13 protein-coding genes are annotated in these 16,724 nt (G+C 46.0%); 9 read left to right on the top strand and 4 right to left on the bottom strand.

The window, feature by feature from the left end; all coding sequences use genetic code 11:
- Window positions 1-7 precede the first annotated feature (7 nt).
- The 7 genes from MSG38_RS02335 (at window position 8) to yegS (ending at window position 7,611) form a co-directional block, all read left to right on the top strand.
- Window positions 8-970 carry a DUF58 domain-containing protein gene (locus MSG38_RS02335; RefSeq protein WP_248400900.1) on the top strand — a complete coding sequence of 321 codons (963 nt, stop codon included), beginning with the start codon at window positions 8-10 and terminating at the stop codon, window positions 968-970.
- Window positions 971-1,531 carry a DUF4381 domain-containing protein gene (locus tag MSG38_RS02330; RefSeq protein ID WP_086967880.1) on the top strand — a complete coding sequence of 187 codons (561 nt, stop codon included), beginning with the start codon at window positions 971-973 and terminating at the stop codon, window positions 1,529-1,531.
- Window positions 1,524-2,603, top strand: coding sequence for a VWA domain-containing protein (locus MSG38_RS02325; protein ID WP_061038361.1), 1,080 nt, complete (start codon window positions 1,524-1,526; stop codon window positions 2,601-2,603). Before MSG38_RS02330 ends, MSG38_RS02325 begins: the two co-directional genes overlap by 8 nt.
- Window positions 2,596-4,320, top strand: coding sequence for a VWA domain-containing protein (locus MSG38_RS02320; RefSeq protein WP_248400899.1), 1,725 nt, complete (start codon window positions 2,596-2,598; stop codon window positions 4,318-4,320). The genes MSG38_RS02325 and MSG38_RS02320 overlap by 8 nt, the downstream gene beginning before the upstream one ends.
- Window positions 4,317-5,702 (top strand): BatD family protein, encoded by a 1,386-nt coding sequence (locus tag MSG38_RS02315; RefSeq protein ID WP_248400898.1) that lies wholly within the window; start codon window positions 4,317-4,319, stop codon window positions 5,700-5,702. The genes MSG38_RS02320 and MSG38_RS02315 overlap by 4 nt, the downstream gene beginning before the upstream one ends.
- A 78-nt stretch (window positions 5,703-5,780) precedes the next feature.
- Window positions 5,781-6,686, top strand: a complete 906-nt coding sequence (locus MSG38_RS02310) for a LysR family transcriptional regulator (RefSeq protein WP_048613320.1) — start codon at window positions 5,781-5,783, stop codon at window positions 6,684-6,686.
- Between the two features lie 19 nt (window positions 6,687-6,705).
- On the top strand, window positions 6,706-7,611 hold the full coding sequence (yegS, locus tag MSG38_RS02305) for a lipid kinase YegS (protein ID WP_248400897.1): 906 nt from the start codon (window positions 6,706-6,708) through the stop codon (window positions 7,609-7,611).
- Between the two features lie 62 nt (window positions 7,612-7,673).
- Here yegS and MSG38_RS02300 read toward each other — a convergent pair whose 3' ends face one another.
- Window positions 7,674-10,148: an EAL domain-containing protein gene (locus MSG38_RS02300; RefSeq protein WP_050633488.1), complete on the bottom strand. Its 2,475-nt coding sequence runs from the start codon at window positions 10,146-10,148 to the stop codon at window positions 7,674-7,676.
- Complete coding sequence (locus MSG38_RS02295; RefSeq protein ID WP_048611123.1) at window positions 10,145-11,263, bottom strand: substrate-binding domain-containing protein; 1,119 nt, start codon at window positions 11,261-11,263, stop codon at window positions 10,145-10,147. Before MSG38_RS02295 ends, MSG38_RS02300 begins: the two co-directional genes overlap by 4 nt.
- Window positions 11,264-11,344: 81 nt before the next feature.
- On the opposite strand from MSG38_RS02295, the gene MSG38_RS02290 reads away from it, so the two are divergent.
- Window positions 11,345-12,439 (top strand): substrate-binding domain-containing protein, encoded by a 1,095-nt coding sequence (locus MSG38_RS02290; RefSeq protein WP_050633486.1) that lies wholly within the window; start codon window positions 11,345-11,347, stop codon window positions 12,437-12,439.
- Between the two features lie 139 nt (window positions 12,440-12,578).
- On the opposite strand, the gene MSG38_RS02285 is transcribed toward MSG38_RS02290, so the two are convergent.
- On the bottom strand, window positions 12,579-14,261 hold the full coding sequence (locus tag MSG38_RS02285) for an alkaline phosphatase family protein (RefSeq protein WP_248400896.1): 1,683 nt from the start codon (window positions 14,259-14,261) through the stop codon (window positions 12,579-12,581).
- 178 nt (window positions 14,262-14,439) lie between these two features.
- The gene (locus MSG38_RS02280; protein WP_048608517.1) at window positions 14,440-15,228 is read right to left on the bottom strand and encodes an SUMF1/EgtB/PvdO family nonheme iron enzyme; all 789 of its coding nucleotides are present in this window, start codon (window positions 15,226-15,228) and stop codon (window positions 14,440-14,442) included.
- 137 nt (window positions 15,229-15,365) lie between these two features.
- Here MSG38_RS02280 and MSG38_RS02275 point away from each other — a divergent pair, with 137 nt between their 5' ends.
- The gene (locus MSG38_RS02275; RefSeq protein WP_248400895.1) at window positions 15,366-16,697 is read left to right on the top strand and encodes an anaerobic sulfatase maturase; all 1,332 of its coding nucleotides are present in this window, start codon (window positions 15,366-15,368) and stop codon (window positions 16,695-16,697) included.
- Window positions 16,698-16,724: the final 27 nt, after the last annotated feature.

Genomic DNA, 16,724 nt, shown 5'->3' with positions numbered 1-16,724 from the left:
GGACGTCATGGCGAAGCCAACACAAGCTCCCAAATCGCAAGGCCTTGATCCACGACTGTATTGTGATTACTCAAGGTTAGTGCGAATTCAGGCTCAAGCTGAGTCGTTTTCTCTACTGCCTCATCTAAAGGCGGGCAGTGTGCTGTCGGGTAGACACAACTCATTGTTCCGAGGTCGAGGCTTGAATTTTGAGGAGTTACGTCACTACCAACTTGGTGATGACATTCGTAACCTCGATTGGAAAGTCACGATGCGAACAGGTAAACCTCATGTTCGTAGTTATACCGAAGAGAAAGACCGTAATGTGATGATCTGTGTCGATCAGCGTAGTTCGATGTTTTTTGCTTCTCAAAACACCATGAAATCCGTTGTGGCTGCCGAAGTGGCGGCACTGTGTGGGTGGCGAGTGCTGAAAGATGGTGACCGTGTCGGCTTCGTTTTAGCTTCACACCAAAAGCTCTTTCATACCAAAGCGCAGCGTTCTCAATCGGACTTATTGGCTCAACTAAAACACCTCACCAAAGCCAATCAAAGCTTAGGTGTCAGTGTGAGCGACAGCCAAGGTGTTGGGTTTAGCCAGTGGATTGAACTGATAAAACGAATGAGATTAAAGCAATCGACCTTAATCTTTATTAGTGATTGGCGAGATTGCCAAGAGCAACATCTTGACCGACTCAAGCAACTGCAACAACACAACGATATCTTAGCCATTATGGTCACCGATCCATTAGAACAATCATTGCCTCAAGATCTGGCAAGCGCAAACTGGGTGGTGGGTGATGGTCGCTTTCAACTGAATCTGGATAGCCAATCTAAGGTTAACCTCGCAAGCGAAAGCCTTGCCCAAAAAGCGGCGATCCAGAAACAGTCTCTTGCTAAATTGATGGCGATGAAAAACCTTCCTTATATCGAATTAGACACTTCAGGCAATCACATATCACAGCTTCAAAAGCTGGTGGGAGGGCGTTAGATGGCCGTTGAACATACGCCTCCAAGTACTTATATCCTTCGCGACCTACATGATGTCGCCATTCCCGAGAGCGTGAGCTGGATGCCGCAAACCATTGGTTGGAAGATCTTCGGCGTTATTCTGTTATTGGTCGCTATCTATCTGGCTTATCGTTTGGCGCAGAGATGGTGGAATAATCGTTATCGTAAAGAAGCGCTTCAAGAGCTCATGGTATTGGATGCAAGAGACAAGAACTCAACCGAACGAACTTTCAAGGTACTGAAAGTGGTGCTTCGCTACTTAGACAGCAGCAATGCCAAGTTGTTTGGCCAAGCTTATGTGAACCGTTTAAACGCTTACCTGCCAGTTAGCGCTAACACCAGTGAAAACAGCAATGCGTTCTTTGCCGATGAAGTTTCGGAATTATGGATGCAGAGCCTAATTGACCCTAATGTGCGTTTGAGCTTTGAACAGCGTTTAGAGGTGATTCAAACCGCGATGATGTGGCTAAAGCTTCATAAACCCGATGTACAAACAAAACCGAATGTACAGGTAATGGCTGAGGGGCAAGACAATGTTTGATGTTTTATCTGCCAGCTTTGAATTTGCGCACCCGCTGTGGTTTATCGCGCTGCCTCTGCCGTTGTTGGTCTACTTTGCCGTGCCAGCTTATCGAACTAAGCAAATGGCGATTAAGGTACCATTTTTTCGAGAGTTGGTTGAAGCGATTGGGGAAGCTCCGTCAGAAGGTGCAAGCCAGTTAACACCAAGCTGGTGGCAACGAACCACGCTCATTATTACTTGGGTATTGGTCGTGTGTGCGTTAGCGAAACCAACCATTCTTGGTGAGCCACAAATTCGTGAACAATTGGGTCGTGATGTGATGGTGGTGGTCGATTTATCCGGCTCAATGGCGGAGCAAGATTTCACTTCTAAACAAGGTGATAAAATCTCTCGTTTAGATGCGACCAAAGAGGTGCTGGCTGATTTTGCGAAAACCAGAAAAGGTGACCGACTCGGTTTGATCTTGTTTGGTGATGCAGCGTTTGTACAAACGCCATTTACCGCGGACCAAGATGTGTGGCTTGAACTGCTTAATCAAACCGATGTCGCGATGGCAGGACAAAGTACGCACCTAGGTGATGCAATTGGCTTGGCGATCAAGGTGTTTGAACAGAGTGAAAAGCAAAGTGCTGCCGTTCAAGATTCAAACGTCGACACCAACGAAAAAGAGAAAGTCGTGATCGTACTAACAGACGGTAATGATACAGGAAGTTTTGTTGAGCCTATAGATGCTGCAAAAGTCGCGAAGGCTAAAGGCGTTCGAATTCACGTTATTGCGATGGGCGATCCGCAAACCGTCGGAGAGGTTGCTCTGGATATGGAAACCATCAAGCGTGTGGCTCAAGAGTCTGGAGGCGAAGCCTTTGAAGCGCTTAACCGCGACGAACTGACCAAAGCCTATGCTCAGATTGGTGAGCTAGAACCTCAGCTGTATGAGAGCACCACTTATCGTCCTAAACAGGGGCTACACCACTACTTGATGGCGATTGTTGTAGTGATGTATTTGACCGCATTCAGTTTAGCAACGATACGCCGAAGATCGCTGCTTGCTTCTTCGGCTAAGAATTTGAAAGGAGAGAGTGATGCCTGATTCTCTCACGATACAACAGTTCTTTACCCAGTTTCATTTTATCCGACCATTGTGGTTGTTGGCCTTTATTCCAATGTTATTCCTGTTATGGGTTCGTTGGAGAGAAGAGACCAAACCAACATGGAAAGACATTCTACCGGCACATTTACGTGATGCATTGACGATTGGCGAAACAGGCTGGCGTAAGCAGCTGCCATTGAAGCTATTGGTGGTGATTGTAACTATCGCCATCATTATCTGTTCTGGCCCAACATGGCAGCGTGAAGCATCGCCTTTTGGTGAAGACAAAGCGTCGATGTTGGTTGTTCTTGATAACAGTGAATCTATGCTTGCTAAAGATTTACCTCCAAGTCGCTTGGAACGATCTAAGCAGAAAATTAGAGACTTATTGGCAGCTCGCAAAGGCGGAAACACGGGTTTAGTGGTTTATGCCGGTAGTGCACACGTCGCGATGCCCGTCACGCAGGACAGCAAGGTATTTGAACCGTTTCTAGCAGCTATTACACCTGACATTATGCCTGTGTCAGGTAAATCAGCAGAAGAAGCGTTGCCGCTCATCAATCAGCAATTGTCTGGTGAGTTAGGTTCGTCAGTGTTGTTGGTATCAGATGGTGTGAATCCAAGCACCATTAGGGCGTACGAGAGTTTCTTTAACGACAATCCGTATCAGTTGCTCATTCTAGCCGCAGGAAATAGCAATGTGGTGAGTGATAATCCAGTCGATCTCGATTCATTGCGTAGCTTAGCGAGCAAGACGGACGGACGAGTGGTTGAGGTGACCGTTGATGATTCGGATATCCAACAACTGAACAGAGCGGTTGAAAGAAACATGCAGCTCAACGGCGAATCTTCAATGCCTTGGAAAGACATGGGCTATGGCTTGCTTATCCCAATGGCGATTATCATGTTGTTGTGGTTCAGAAAAGGCTGGCTGGTGCAGTGGTGTGTCGTTGGTCTAGTGATTTCGGGCAGCCTGTATTCACCAAGCATTTTGGCGAAAACCGTCAACTTAACCGCTGAGAAACCCGTTGTGGTGGAGTCGGTTACGGCTTGGGACAAAACAGCTCAATGGTGGTGGGACTTATGGTTAACGCCCGATCAGCAAGGTCAACGCCTGTTGAACCAGAAAGAGTATCTTCAAGCTGCCAAACATTTTACTGACCCAATGCGAAAGGGCGCGGCTTATTACTATGCTCGTGATTTTAAGCTCGCTCACAGTGCATTCCTGCAAACCAAAACTGACCTTGGTTTGTACAACGCGGCGAGCGCGTTAGCCAGGCAGCGTGAATACCTTGCCGCACGAGACCTCTTGAAATCATTAAGTGAGAAAGAGGATCTGTCACCAGAACTAAGAACGGATGTGGAGAACAATCTTGCTGTGCTTAGCGGAATTGTCGAAGAGGTAAACCGAACCAGTGAAAGCCAGTCTGGAACCACAGATGGCCCTGAAGAATCTTTAGAACTCGAAGACGATCAGCCGCGAACGGGTGATGGTGCTGAAGAAGAAACGGTAGCGGAATTGATGCTCAAGGAAACGCTGAATGCCAATGAAATCTTGGGCAGCCAAGAGCTTGCCGACAAGTGGTTAAAACGCGTCGAAGCGGATCCTAAGTTCTTCTTGAAGTCCAAGTTCCAAATTCAGTTAAGAGACCCTGCACCGTCTATTGAACAGGCGCCAAAACAGGAACAGGCATCAAAACAGGAGCAAACACAATGAGTCGATACGATTTAGCTCTTGAAGCGATTCAATCAAAGGGCGCGCGATTTACAGCCCGCACATGGTTGTTGTCGATGGCTCTAATGTTGAGTTGGTTTTTTCCTGCTGTTGCTGTTGCTGCTGCCGATATCTTCGATCTGCAAAAAAGTGGTGACGTTGAGCTTATCGCTTGGGTGGGCGAGAAACCCAAGTCAGGCGACAAGATAACGCCGACCAAAGTCAGCGTAAATGAGCAGGTCATTTTGAACATTGAGGTGGCGACACCGCGCTGGTTAACAGGCGGCACTCGAATTGGCAGTATCGAAATCCCTAATGTGATCGCTAAACAGCGTAATCAACTTGCCACGAACTACACAGAAAGAGTCGGTGGTACTACATGGTCACGTCAGCGTTGGGAAGTGACACTTTATCCGATGACTTCTGGCGAGTTTGTTATTCCAACCGTACCGGTTCGTATCCAAGTTTCTGCTCCTGATGGTTCAAACGTGGGCGGTACGCTTTACACGCAGCCGATTAAGTTTGAAGCTTCGTTGCCTTCAGGTTTACTCGATAATGAAACGCCTTGGTTTTCTGCGACAGAGGTAGATGTAGAGCAACAATGGCAACGCTCGAGTGAAGAGCTAAAAGTTGGCGATGCTATTACTCGAACTATCACGATTAAGGCAAAAGACAGCCTTTCTGTGTTGCTGCCAGACGTGCTAACCAATGAGTCCACTCAGCAGTTCCAAGCTTACCCACAGCCCAACCGTTTGGATGATACTCAAGAACGAGGTGATTATCGCTCAAGCCGAGTTGAAGAGACGGTATATGTGATTCAACAAGGTGGTGAGTTTACTCTGCCGGAGTTTTCATTTCAGTGGTGGGACAGTAAGAATCAACGGCTCGAAAAAGTGGTGATTAAAGGCGAAGTGTTTGAAGCCAAACACACAGTCCAATCTTTCATCAAGGCCTACATGTCGGTGTTTATTACTGTTGGTTTGGCGTTGTTGGTCTGCATTGCGTTGATTGTTTCCGTTAAGCGTTACTACGCAAATCGCCCAACACCGAGTTGGCTAGTATTACGTCGTTTACTCAAGCAAGGTAATTGGGCTGCATTAAGAACCTTTATCTACCGTCAATTGCGAAATGAAACCTCTCAGTTAGAACTGAATAAAGCGCAGCTAAGTAAAGAGCAACTGGGTAAAGCGAACGGACAAAAGCGTTGGCTAGAAGATAGCGAAGCCCTTCAACAAGGATGTGAAGATAAAAACGTATTCATGCGTTTATGGAAAGGGTTACGGAACCTGCCTAGTGACCAATCAAACTCAAGTCATTCGCGTTCGATTTTCGCCCGCTTGAAAATCCCTAAAGCCTTGCCAGACTTAAAAGATAGAACTAAGTAGCAAACTTTAGTTATTCGCATCGAACATAATCGGCAGGTTCTCTATTATAGGGAACCTGCTTCTTTAATATGGAACTGTATGAAAAGTACCGAACTAAATCTAATTCCTATATTTGTTGCTATCTATGAAGAGCAGAACTTATCTAGGGCTGCTAATCGCATGGATATAAGCCAACCAGCAGTGAGTAAAGCACTTGCAAGGTTGAGAGATATCTATGATGAGCCACTGTTTCACCGCACCACATCAGGCGTAGAGCCAACCACATTCGCGATTGATATCTATCCTGCAATGGCCGCTGCACTTAAAAATTTTACTTCTACTTTATCTGCATCAAGAGACTTCGATCCTAAAACATCTGGCCGTGTGTTTTCCATTGCCTGCGTCTCGGCGGCGAGCTACGAAATGATGCCAAAAGTCATGCAGTTAATCAGCCAAGTTGCGCCAGGTATCGCGTTAGAGGTTCATCCTCTGTTTACCGAAGACTATGAGTCTGATTTAAGGCTGCAAAGACATGACGTGATTGTTGATATGACGCCTAAAGGAAGAACCATGCTTAAGCACGAGGTGATTTCTACAGAAGAGTTGGTCGTGGTGTGTAGTAGTGATCATCCTACGGTTGGCGATACGATCGATATGGAACAGTTCTTAGCACTCGAACATGTGGTTGTATCAAGGTGGCATGCGCGCAAAAGCTTATTGAGCTCTGAACACTACAGTGACCTTGAGAAACGTAGAATCGTGTATCGCGCAGCGGGCGTTGTAGAGATGCTGCCTGTTATCGAAGGCTCTGAGTACATCGGTGTAATGCCTATTTCATCGGTGCGTTGTTTCGCTGAAAAGTACGCCGTAAAAACACTGCCATTGCCCTTCGAGTTGGAAGACCTCGATATGTGTATGATTTGGCATCCAAGCCGTACCAATGAACCAAGCCATAAGTGGTTACGAGCTAAGATCAAAGCGGCAGCAAAAGAGTTATCAAGTTAGCCTATACAAGGACATAGCCATGGAAAGCATTCGCGCGATTTTAAACGGAAAGAAAGCCAATATCCCGGAATTAAGGAAAGCCATCTTTGCGGCGAGGGACAATGATATTGACCTGCAAGTTAGAGTGACTTGGGAATCGTCGGATATGTTCCGTTTGGTAAGCGAGGCAATATGCGATGGTGTTAAGCGTCTGATTGTGGCGGGTGGCGATGGAACGTTGAATGAAGCCGTTAACGCGCTCAACCAGTTCCGTGCGAGTGAAAGACCACAACTGGCGATTATCCCCATGGGCACGGCGAATGATTTTGCTACCGCAACGGGAATACCTAATGATATTTCGGGTGCTTTCGAACTAGCGCTGGAAGGCAAGGCGTTTGCAGTGGATAGCGTGCGTGCGAATGACCGCTACTTTATGAATGTCGCTGCGGCGGGTTTTGGTGCTGAAGTCACAGCTGAAACGCCAGTCGAGCTTAAAGATTTTCTCGGTGGCGGTGCGTATACGTTAACAGGGGTGGTGAAAGCACTCGGCTTTAAGCCCTACAGTGGCACGTTGACCATAGACAAAGGCAGCTTTACCGGCGAGATCCTTGTTGGTGCTTTTTGTAATGGTCGCTTAGCGGGTGGAGGACAAGAGTTAGCGCCTAATGCATTGATTGATGACGGTTTGATGGATCTAACTTTAGTCAAAACTTTCGTGGCTTCTGATTTGCCAAAAGTCATCGAAGAGCTCAAGAATCCAGCCGACGACGGCAAGTACATTGTCCATATTCAAGCTCGTTGGTTAGAGATCGATTTTCCTCAGTCACTGCCCATTAACCTTGATGGTGAACCTTATCGTTCCAACCAAATACGTTTTGAAGTCATGCCATCCAGCATTTGTTTGGTGTTGCCAGAAAACAGTCCTTGTTTGGTGAAAAACCGGTAAACCACTTCGGTTGGGTAAACGGAGTGATCGACCGATAGGGTTATTCACTCCGCTAAGATTCGTTATGCCTCTTTTTGCGTTTGCTCTGAATTAAGCAAGAAGTAAGACAACCAGTCATCAATCGGCAGAGGACGCGCAAAGAAATAGCCTTGAGCGTATTTACAACCGATCTGACGCAGTGTCTTTACATGACTCTGGGTTTCAAGGCCCTCTGCAATCACTGAAAAGTCGAGTATTTGTGCGAGTTTAAGCACCGCACAAGTAATCTCGTAATCAACCTTTGATGAGTTAATATCTTCAATAAAGCTTCGATCCAATTTTACGCAATCAGCCGAAAGATTCTTCAATACCGACAGTGAAGAGTAACCCGTGCCAAAATCATCGATAGCAATCTTATAGCCTTTAGAATGAAGCACCTCAATGGTTCTCGAACAGGTTTCAAAATCACGCATCATGTCTCTTTCGGTAATCTCAAGCAGCAATTGGTGAGGTTGGCAATCCGTTTCATCCAGTATCACTTGTAGTTGCTCGGCGAGGTCTGTCATATAGAACATTCTCGCTGAGAAATTGATTGAGAAAATCACGCCTTGCAGGCCTATTCCCGCACGTTGCCATTCAGTGATCAAGTTCGCCACTTTCTTAAACACCCATTTATCGATGTCGATAATGAGGTCACTTTTCTCCGCCACTTCAAGGAAATCAATCGGTGGCAGTAAGCCCAATTTAGGGTGTCGCCAGCGAATAAGTGCTTCGGCGCCAATGATCCCTTGTGAATCTAAGTCGACTTTAGGTTGGAAGAACACTTCAAGTTCGTCGTTAGCAATCGCTTGATGAAGCCCAATGTTGGTTTCGATTAAGTCGTTCACTTCATGAGTCATTTTATCCGCGTAGACTCTGTATTGATCTCTACCGTTCCGTTTGGCGTGATACATGGCGGTATCTGCGTTGCGAATTAAGGTTTCACGATCCAAACCATGAGTAGGGTACTCACACACACCAATACTCGCGGAGACGAAGATAGAATTATCATCGATGTAATACGGCTTTCTTAATGCTTGATTCAAGCGATCCGCGATCGGTTCACCTTCTTCTAAGCCAATGTTGGAATACACAACCAAGAACTCGTCGCCACCCATTCGAGCAACAAAGCCTTTATCGCCGACTAAGTTATTCAGAATGTCAGAGACATTGACTAATAAGTTGTCTCCGGGCGCATGCCCTAAGGAGTCGTTAATGGTCTTAAATTCATCAATATCAAGATAAAACAATAAGAAAGAGGCGTTGCTCTCACTGGATTTTCTAATCTCTTCATCCAATTGTTTGGTGGCCAACAGTCGGTTAGCCAAATTCGTCAGTGGATCATGGTGTGCGAGGAAGTCGAAGTTCTTCTTCTCTTCTGTGAGGTCGAGGTAGGCCTCGGACAGCCTTAAAGCCATGTCGTTATAGGCTTTTTCTAAGTGAGACCATTCGTCACTTCTGCCCAAGTTGATTGGGTTTTTGAGGCTACCGGATTCTAAACGGTCGAAGCCATGTCTAAGTGCATTGAGTGGCTTTCGAATGTGGTGTCTAACAACGTGGCTAACCAGCAACATCGACAGCACGACGGCTGAAATGCTGATAACAATCGCATTGAGCCTTGATAGACCAATCTCTTGTTCAAGCTGGTCTGTCAGTTCTAAGGCTTGGCTTTGTACGCGTGATTCGGTTTTTTCTACCATCTCCAACAAGTCACTTTGAGCAACTAGCAGTGATGCCATCACCAACCAACGCTGTTCCAGATTCGCTCGTATGCGTTTCAAAGCCGCGTTGTATCGTTTCACTGTACGATGAATTCTTTTCTTCTCAGCAATCACCGCTGACGTTTCGATATCGACGTTTTCTAAATGGAGCAAAAATATATCGAGCTCTTTCTCGACTTCGATAAGCAGGACTTTCTCCGTTTCTGGCGTGATGCGGCTGTGAATGTCACCGACCATTTTCCCCGAAGTGAGAAACGACTCTCGTAGCATGTTGATGAGATCTAATTCATTGTTATAACGAATGAAATTAGGTTGGTCTAAGTGCCTTAGCTTGCTGTCGGCGATTGCAAATTCGAGTTGATCAAGTTGCTCGGCTAACGCAGCGTCGATTTGATTGGTCTGTTTTAGAATTCGATTCAGTGCTAGCGAACTGCCTAAGAAACGGTGGAAATTATCGATAAAGGCATCGATCTTTTGCGAGAAACCTTCGTTGGTCGAAAGATCTCTCAGTCGTTGCAGTTGGAAATCAACATTGAACGCTTCTTCAGACAGCGTGGTTTCGCTGAACAAAAAAGTTTGTTCCAGCAGCTTAACTCGAGAGGTGAGCGTAAACACGCGACGACTGATTTCAGAGTTAACGATCAGATCTGATACGTGTGTCGAGGTTTCCGTTTTGAGCGTCGACTCGACGTAATAGAGCGAGCGGATCACCATGATGACCGCAAGGCTCACAATCAATAGCGAAACCAGATTCGAAATAATGAGCCGTTGGGTGATGTTTATCTGAGGTAGTTTCATTGTGGCTTCCAAATTTTCAGATACGCTTCACGGTAGCCATTTTTAGGGTCGTAGATGCCTTTGTCTGACTGGCTGATGAGTTCTTCAACATTATCGGGCGTGACGAGATGCACAGGGGCAGAGTAGCCACTCGGAGGCATCTGGTTGAATGCTCGATTGAGCTCGTCGACAATTTGCCAACCTTGTAGATATAAGGGTTCAGGTACTGTCGCCAGTTGGAATTGACCGCTATTGATTCTTTTGTACGCGGCTTTGCTACCGTCACCCGCTGAAATGTTTTGTGGTATTAGCCGATACTCTTCGAGATTAGATTCCAAAGAAGGGATCGCATAATCAATGTAGAGGTCGTTGATGGCTAAGATATGAGTGATTTTTTCGCCATATTGATCATCAAGGTTCTTCAACGTCGCAGGCATCTGCTCAGCAATTTTATCGAGCGGTAAGTAGTTCAACTCAAGTACATCACAGGTACCGCAACGCTTGATGGTGTTGACCATCGCATTGGCTTTGATCATCGCAATTTCATAGTTCGGGTCGGTAAACACCACGGTTTTTGCTCGCCCGTTTGAGTTAACAATTGCTAGTAGCGCGGCCACTTCCGCCACATCGAGAGGGTCTGTGGTGATGTTGGTGTATAAGCCGATTTCTGGGTTGCCACCGACCAGTTCAGTCGCGTGCCAGCCAATAACAACGATTCCGAGGTCTTCCGCTTGTTTCAAAATGGTTTTGTGTCGAACAGCATCAATGCCTCCAAGAACAATGGCATCGGGTTCAAAGCCAATCGCTTTTCGGATAGCTGCGCCTTGGCGTACTTCTGAGCCTAAGCCATCAATGAACCTTAGATGCCAATTGATGTTTGAAATGGCCTCAGAGATGCCTTTACCCACACCGTAAACGCCACCATTACGTAAATCAGACGCGACAAAAATAACGTTCTTTTCATGACGCACCGCAGGGCCTTGCATTGGGCCATCCCAAGTTCTCTGATTGGAAACCGCACGCATCACTTTTTCTTCAGCATATTGGAAGAAATCGTCTTCATGATTACCCGCAAAACTCTGAGAGTAGCAAGTAGTAGCAAGCAACAAACTCGCAAAATTTAATCTCTTATTCATATGGCTTATAAAACGCTTTAACTTATAATCGCCCTATATTTATAATATTGTTAATAAACATTCAAACATTTGGTAACAGTTATGCCGGGTCAACTTTATAAAAATATTTTACCAACCCTACTGACAGCGTGTTTTTGCCTCCCTTTGTACGTCAATGCAGACGGTGTAAGGTCGGAGGCTGATGTAAAGAAACTTGAAAAATTTCAAGAGACTGTAAGTGGCGAGCCAATTTCATTAGCTCCGATGTCGATAGAAAAACCGGTAAGAATTGCGCTGATTTATCCAAGTGCAGATATTTCTGACTTTTGGACAAGAAATTACACCGCATTGAAGGAGAGACTTATCGCTTTGGAGCTGCCTTTTGAGATCAGTGAGTTTACTTCAAGGCAAATTGAGCACTCATTACAGACCCAATACATCGAGCAAGTCCTGAATTCTGAGACGCCTTATGACTTCGTCATTTTTGGTCCTTCTGAACTGGGTATCCAAGCCGGCAACATTCAAAAACTGTCCGCTTCCAAAGATTTCAAAACCTTTATTTGGGCGTTTCACACACCGAATGAGCAATGGAAACATCAACCAGACAGCTGGTTTGATTTCTCCAGTTCGATGGGTGCTGAGGTGCTTTGTGACCATGTGGTGAAAGAACTCGGAAATGAAGTCGAGTTTTCAGCTAATCGAGGAATCCCGGGAATAACAGATACTCAACGTTCACAAGGTTTCATTGATTGCGTAGAAGAAAAAGGCGATTGGTTAACGGTATATGAGCACTTCGGGCAATACCAGAAGATTGGTGGCGCCGATGGGATTCGTTTGGTACTCGGTAACTTCCCCGAAGTGACCATGGTTCACAATGCTAATACTGCGATGACCATGGGAGCGGTGGATGCTTTAAACAAGGCTGACATGTTGTCTGAAATCTATGTAACGGGTTGGGGCGGTACTGCGAAAGAGATAGAAAAGATTCGTTCCGATGAATTAGACGCGACGCCTATGCGAATGAGTGATGACCTTGGTGTGGCAACGGCCGAAGCGATTAAGTTTCACTTGGAAGAGCGAGAGGCAGAAGTCCCGTTGGTTTACTTAGGTCGTATCACCGTTGTGCACAACAAGATGAATGACGACCAATTAAATCAGTTAACCAGAGAAGCGTTTCGTTACTCGGGCAAGAATTAGGTTCGATCCACCTAGCCTTTATTAATCAAAAAGAGCCGTTTATCTGTTTCGACCTAGTGAGTCAGAATTAGATAAACGGCTCTTTTATTGAGTGGGTTCCGGATTCGAAATCTAGCTCACGGAACCTTAGAGATTGAGTCTACTCCGTGATTTCTTGCAGCACTTCTCCGATTGACCCACTTGGTTGGGTGATACCCAGTTTGTTCGAAAGCGTTGGCGCAATATCATATGGCGTCACTGCTCGTGATACCTTCTTAGCTTCAACGTCGTAACCTGCGAAGATCACCGGCACATGTGTGTCGTATTTCCATGGAGAACCATGTGTAGAGGCAATCTGGAGGCCTTCCATGTCGTTAATGTAGCTGCGCGGTGCAAATACTACGTACACGTCGCCAGAACGAGCAGGGTGGTAGTTATTTTTAATTAGCTGCATCACATGCGTATCCGGTACTCGGTTAGCCGCAATGTCACTACTTGATACAGCAAACGCAACACCTTTCACTTTTGCTATTTCATCCGCAATAGCTTCTTGGACCTTAGCCAGATCAAGCTTCTTCTCAGCGATCAGATCATGATTCAGATAGATGTAAGGTTGTGCGTACAAGCGAATCGCGTCTTTGGTTAAACCAAATTCATCCTTCAATCGTTTCTCAACACCACTCGAGAGTAATGTGTCTTTATTGAAGTATTGAGCTTGATTGAAACCAAGCGCATTTGCCGCAGGTGAAGATTCAGGTACACCGTGGTCGGCAGACAGCACAATCAATGTGTTTTCTAGCCCGACTTGGTTATCAACGGTCTTGAAAAGCTTAGCGAGAGTCTTATCAAGTCGGATAAGGTTGTCTTCTGTTTCTAGGCTTTCAGGGCCGTAAAGGTGCACCACGTAGTCGTTTGATGAAAAACTTACAGACAGATAATCGGTCACGTCACTTTGGCCAAGCTTCTCTTGCATCAGCAATGTGCTAGCGAAGTTTTCCGTGATCTCGTCACCAGCAGGGCTGACGGTTAGGGTGGTGCTGTAGTACTTGTAACTTGCCGGGCCGTATGGGTGAGGGAAGGTACGTTGGAAATCACCGAGTTTCACTTTGTGCTCGGTATCGTGTTCTTGCAACGTGTACTTATCACGCGGTAATGAGAGCTCCCATTTCTGTTTGGAATACTGAGCAGCAATCGCTTTCTCGTTCCAGCGCGATACCCAATCTGGATACTCGTCGTAGTAATAGTTACTGGTGACAAACTCAGATTGTGCTTTGGAGAACCAGAAGGCTTTACCACTGTGTCCCGCCAATGAGATCGCACCGCGGTCTTTCACAGACACACCGAACACTTTTGATTTGCCACTATTGGAAATAGTCAGCTCATCACCAAACGTGGTGGAGAGTATTGGCTCCGGAGAGCGACCATCGCCTTGTGCTGTCTTCTGGGTTGGGTCGATCTCTGTTGCTTTATCGACACCTGCACCAGAGGTCAGCATTTGGTAGTTACCGTCTTCTACGTTATACACCAAACGTTCTTCGCTACGGTCATACCAAACATTACCTACCATGCCGTGTACGCTCGGTGGAGCACCTGTTGCAAGCGACACATGGCCCACGATCGTTTCCGTGTTGCCATGTTGGTAGTTTGCGTTGGTGTAGTAGGTACCATCATCCATTAAGTACCGGAAACCGCCTTCACCGAAGTTGTGCTTATATCGTTCGATTAGATCTGCGCGCAGGCCATCTACCGTGATTTGAAGGACTAGATTTGGCTTTTCCGCAGCCGAAGCAGGGAGAGCACAGAGTAACGCGAGGGTTAGTCCTGAAAGCTTGGTGTAATGCATAGAGTTTCCTTATTCACTGTTGCCGCTGAGTTCTAATGTTTGGTCAGGTTTCTAACGTTTGGCCAGATTTCTAACGTGTGTACAGTGCGAATCGTATTTTTAGTATTGTTGGTGATGATTATCGAACCATAACCGTTGGCATCTTTAGCGAGTTCGCTTCGTTGGCTAGTTAACAGCTTTAGTTCGTATCCTTAACTAAACGCAAACCCATATCTGACATGGTGATCGATTGGCTTGCGAAGTCACGACGGTAACTTTCAGATTCATTTTCGTCATAAGCAAAGCTGCCACCGCGAACCGATTTGTGTGATAAACCAACGTCGCTGTGTTTTGCGTTGTTTGGGTTGTCTGTTGGGCCGAATCGGTAGAAGGTGTCGTCGAAGGCATCGATAACAAACTCACCCACGTTCCCAGTCATGTCATATAAGCCTAGTTCATTTGGTTTCTTTAGCCCGACTGGATGTGCGCTATTTTTAGAATTTGCTGAGTACCACGCAACATCATCTAAGTTATTGGAACCACTGTAAGTATAGCCTTTGCTTTTGTTGCCGCCTTTGGCTGCAAATTCCCATTCAGCTTCAGTCGGCAGACGGTATTCTTCGCCTGTAAGTTCGTTCAATTGCTCGACGAAGTAGTTCGCTTGTTGCCAGCTAAGGTTATTGACCGGGACTTGTGGGTTTTGGAAATAACTGAGAGATGAACCCATCACCGATTCGAACAATTCTTGAGTCACCTCAAACTTCGCAATATAGAAACTATCTACAGTTACATTACGTGCAGGACGCTCTGCTTTGGTCGCTTCTGGATCGTTCGAACCCATGGTGAATGTGCCGCCTTCAACCAACACCATCTCTTGATCAATTTGTTGGGCGATAGGGTGTGTAGGCACGCTTGCACAGCCACTCAGAAGAATAGTCATGGTGACGCTGCTAATTGTTGCTAACTGTTTGTAATTAAGAAATTTCATCACGTGCCTCAGATGTTCGAAATAGGGTCTAATTCTAACGTTTAAGGTCATTCCTATTGGTTATAAAGGGTATAACATGTCACCTGATCGAATAGGAACTATGATGGCTCCAGAATACTAAAATAGGTAGGTAAATCATGCATATTACTCAAGGTCCACAATATAACGGTAAAGCGTCTAAGCGCTTGCATGTCATGGCTAAGCCGATTGGCGCAGCGTGCAACATTGACTGTAAATATTGTTACTACCTAAGTAAGCAAGATTTGTTGGAGTACAAGAAAGGCAGTTCTCCAAGAATGGATGATGAGACGTTAGAAACCTACATCCGACAATACATCGAAGGTCAAAACACACCAGAAATCATCTTCTCATGGCAGGGCGGTGAACCGACCATGCTGGGTTTGGCGTATTTTGAACGCGTGGTTGAGTTACAGAAAAAGTACCAACCTAAAGGCGTATTAATTTCAAACGATTTACAAACCAATGGTACTTTGCTGAATGATGATTGGGCTGAGTTTCTTGCGAAGAATAACTTCCTGATCGGTTTGAGTATTGATGGTCCTGAAATGCTGCACAATGCCTATCGTGTCAACAGAGCTGGCCGTGGCACATTCAAACAAGTGATGGCGGCCGTGGAGCTGCTGCATAAACACCAAGTAAAGTTCGCAACGCTTACCTGTGTGAATAACCTAACCAGTCAAAATGCACTTGAGGTCTATCGCTTCCTACGTGATGTGGTGAAGTCACCGCAAATGCAGTTTATTCCTATCGTTGAACAGAAAACGTTCAGAACGGTTGCACCGCAAACATCCCAAGTGAGCGAGCAGCTCAAACAAGGCGACAAACGCCTGATCCCCGGACATAAAGATTCGATCATGGAATCGTGGTGTGTGTCGGACTTGGCTTGGGGTAATTTCCTTATTTCTGTGTTTGATGAGTGGGCCAAGAACGACATCGGCAAGGTGTTTGTTCAGTATTTTGAAGCGAGCGTAGAAACATGGATTGGGCGTCCGAACCCACTGTGTACCTTGAACGAGATATGCGGCAAGGGTTTGGCAATGGAGCCAAATGGCGATGTTTTCTCATGCGACCACTATGTTTACCCTGAGTACAAAATTGGCAATATTCATCACGAGAAACTTGATGATTTAGCGTACAGCGCACCACAGCAAAAGTTTGGTTTTGCTAAATCCCGTACACTGACCAGTCAATGTCAGCAGTGTGATTACAAGTTCGCTTGTCATGGTGAGTGCCCTAAGAACCGCTTTATCAAAACTCGTGCAGGCGAACCGGGCTTGAACTACTTATGTGCAGGTTGGCATAAGTTCTTTTCTCATGTCGATAAGTCGATGGCGTATATCGCTCGCGCGATGGGGCATCCTGTTGCTCATGGTAAATTCAGCGACTCAGTATTGATGGCGCATCGAGCAAAACAGGTGCAACAAGCCACGTTCGAGACCAAGTTTTAACTTGTTCTTTGGATCAACAGGTCCAAG

The organism is Vibrio sp. 1CM24A, assembly GCF_023161725.1.
Classification (GTDB): Bacteria; Pseudomonadota; Gammaproteobacteria; order Enterobacterales; family Vibrionaceae; genus Vibrio; species Vibrio coralliirubri.
The sequence above is the reverse complement of the archived record's forward strand: the minus strand, read 5'-3'. Positions and strand labels throughout refer to the sequence as shown.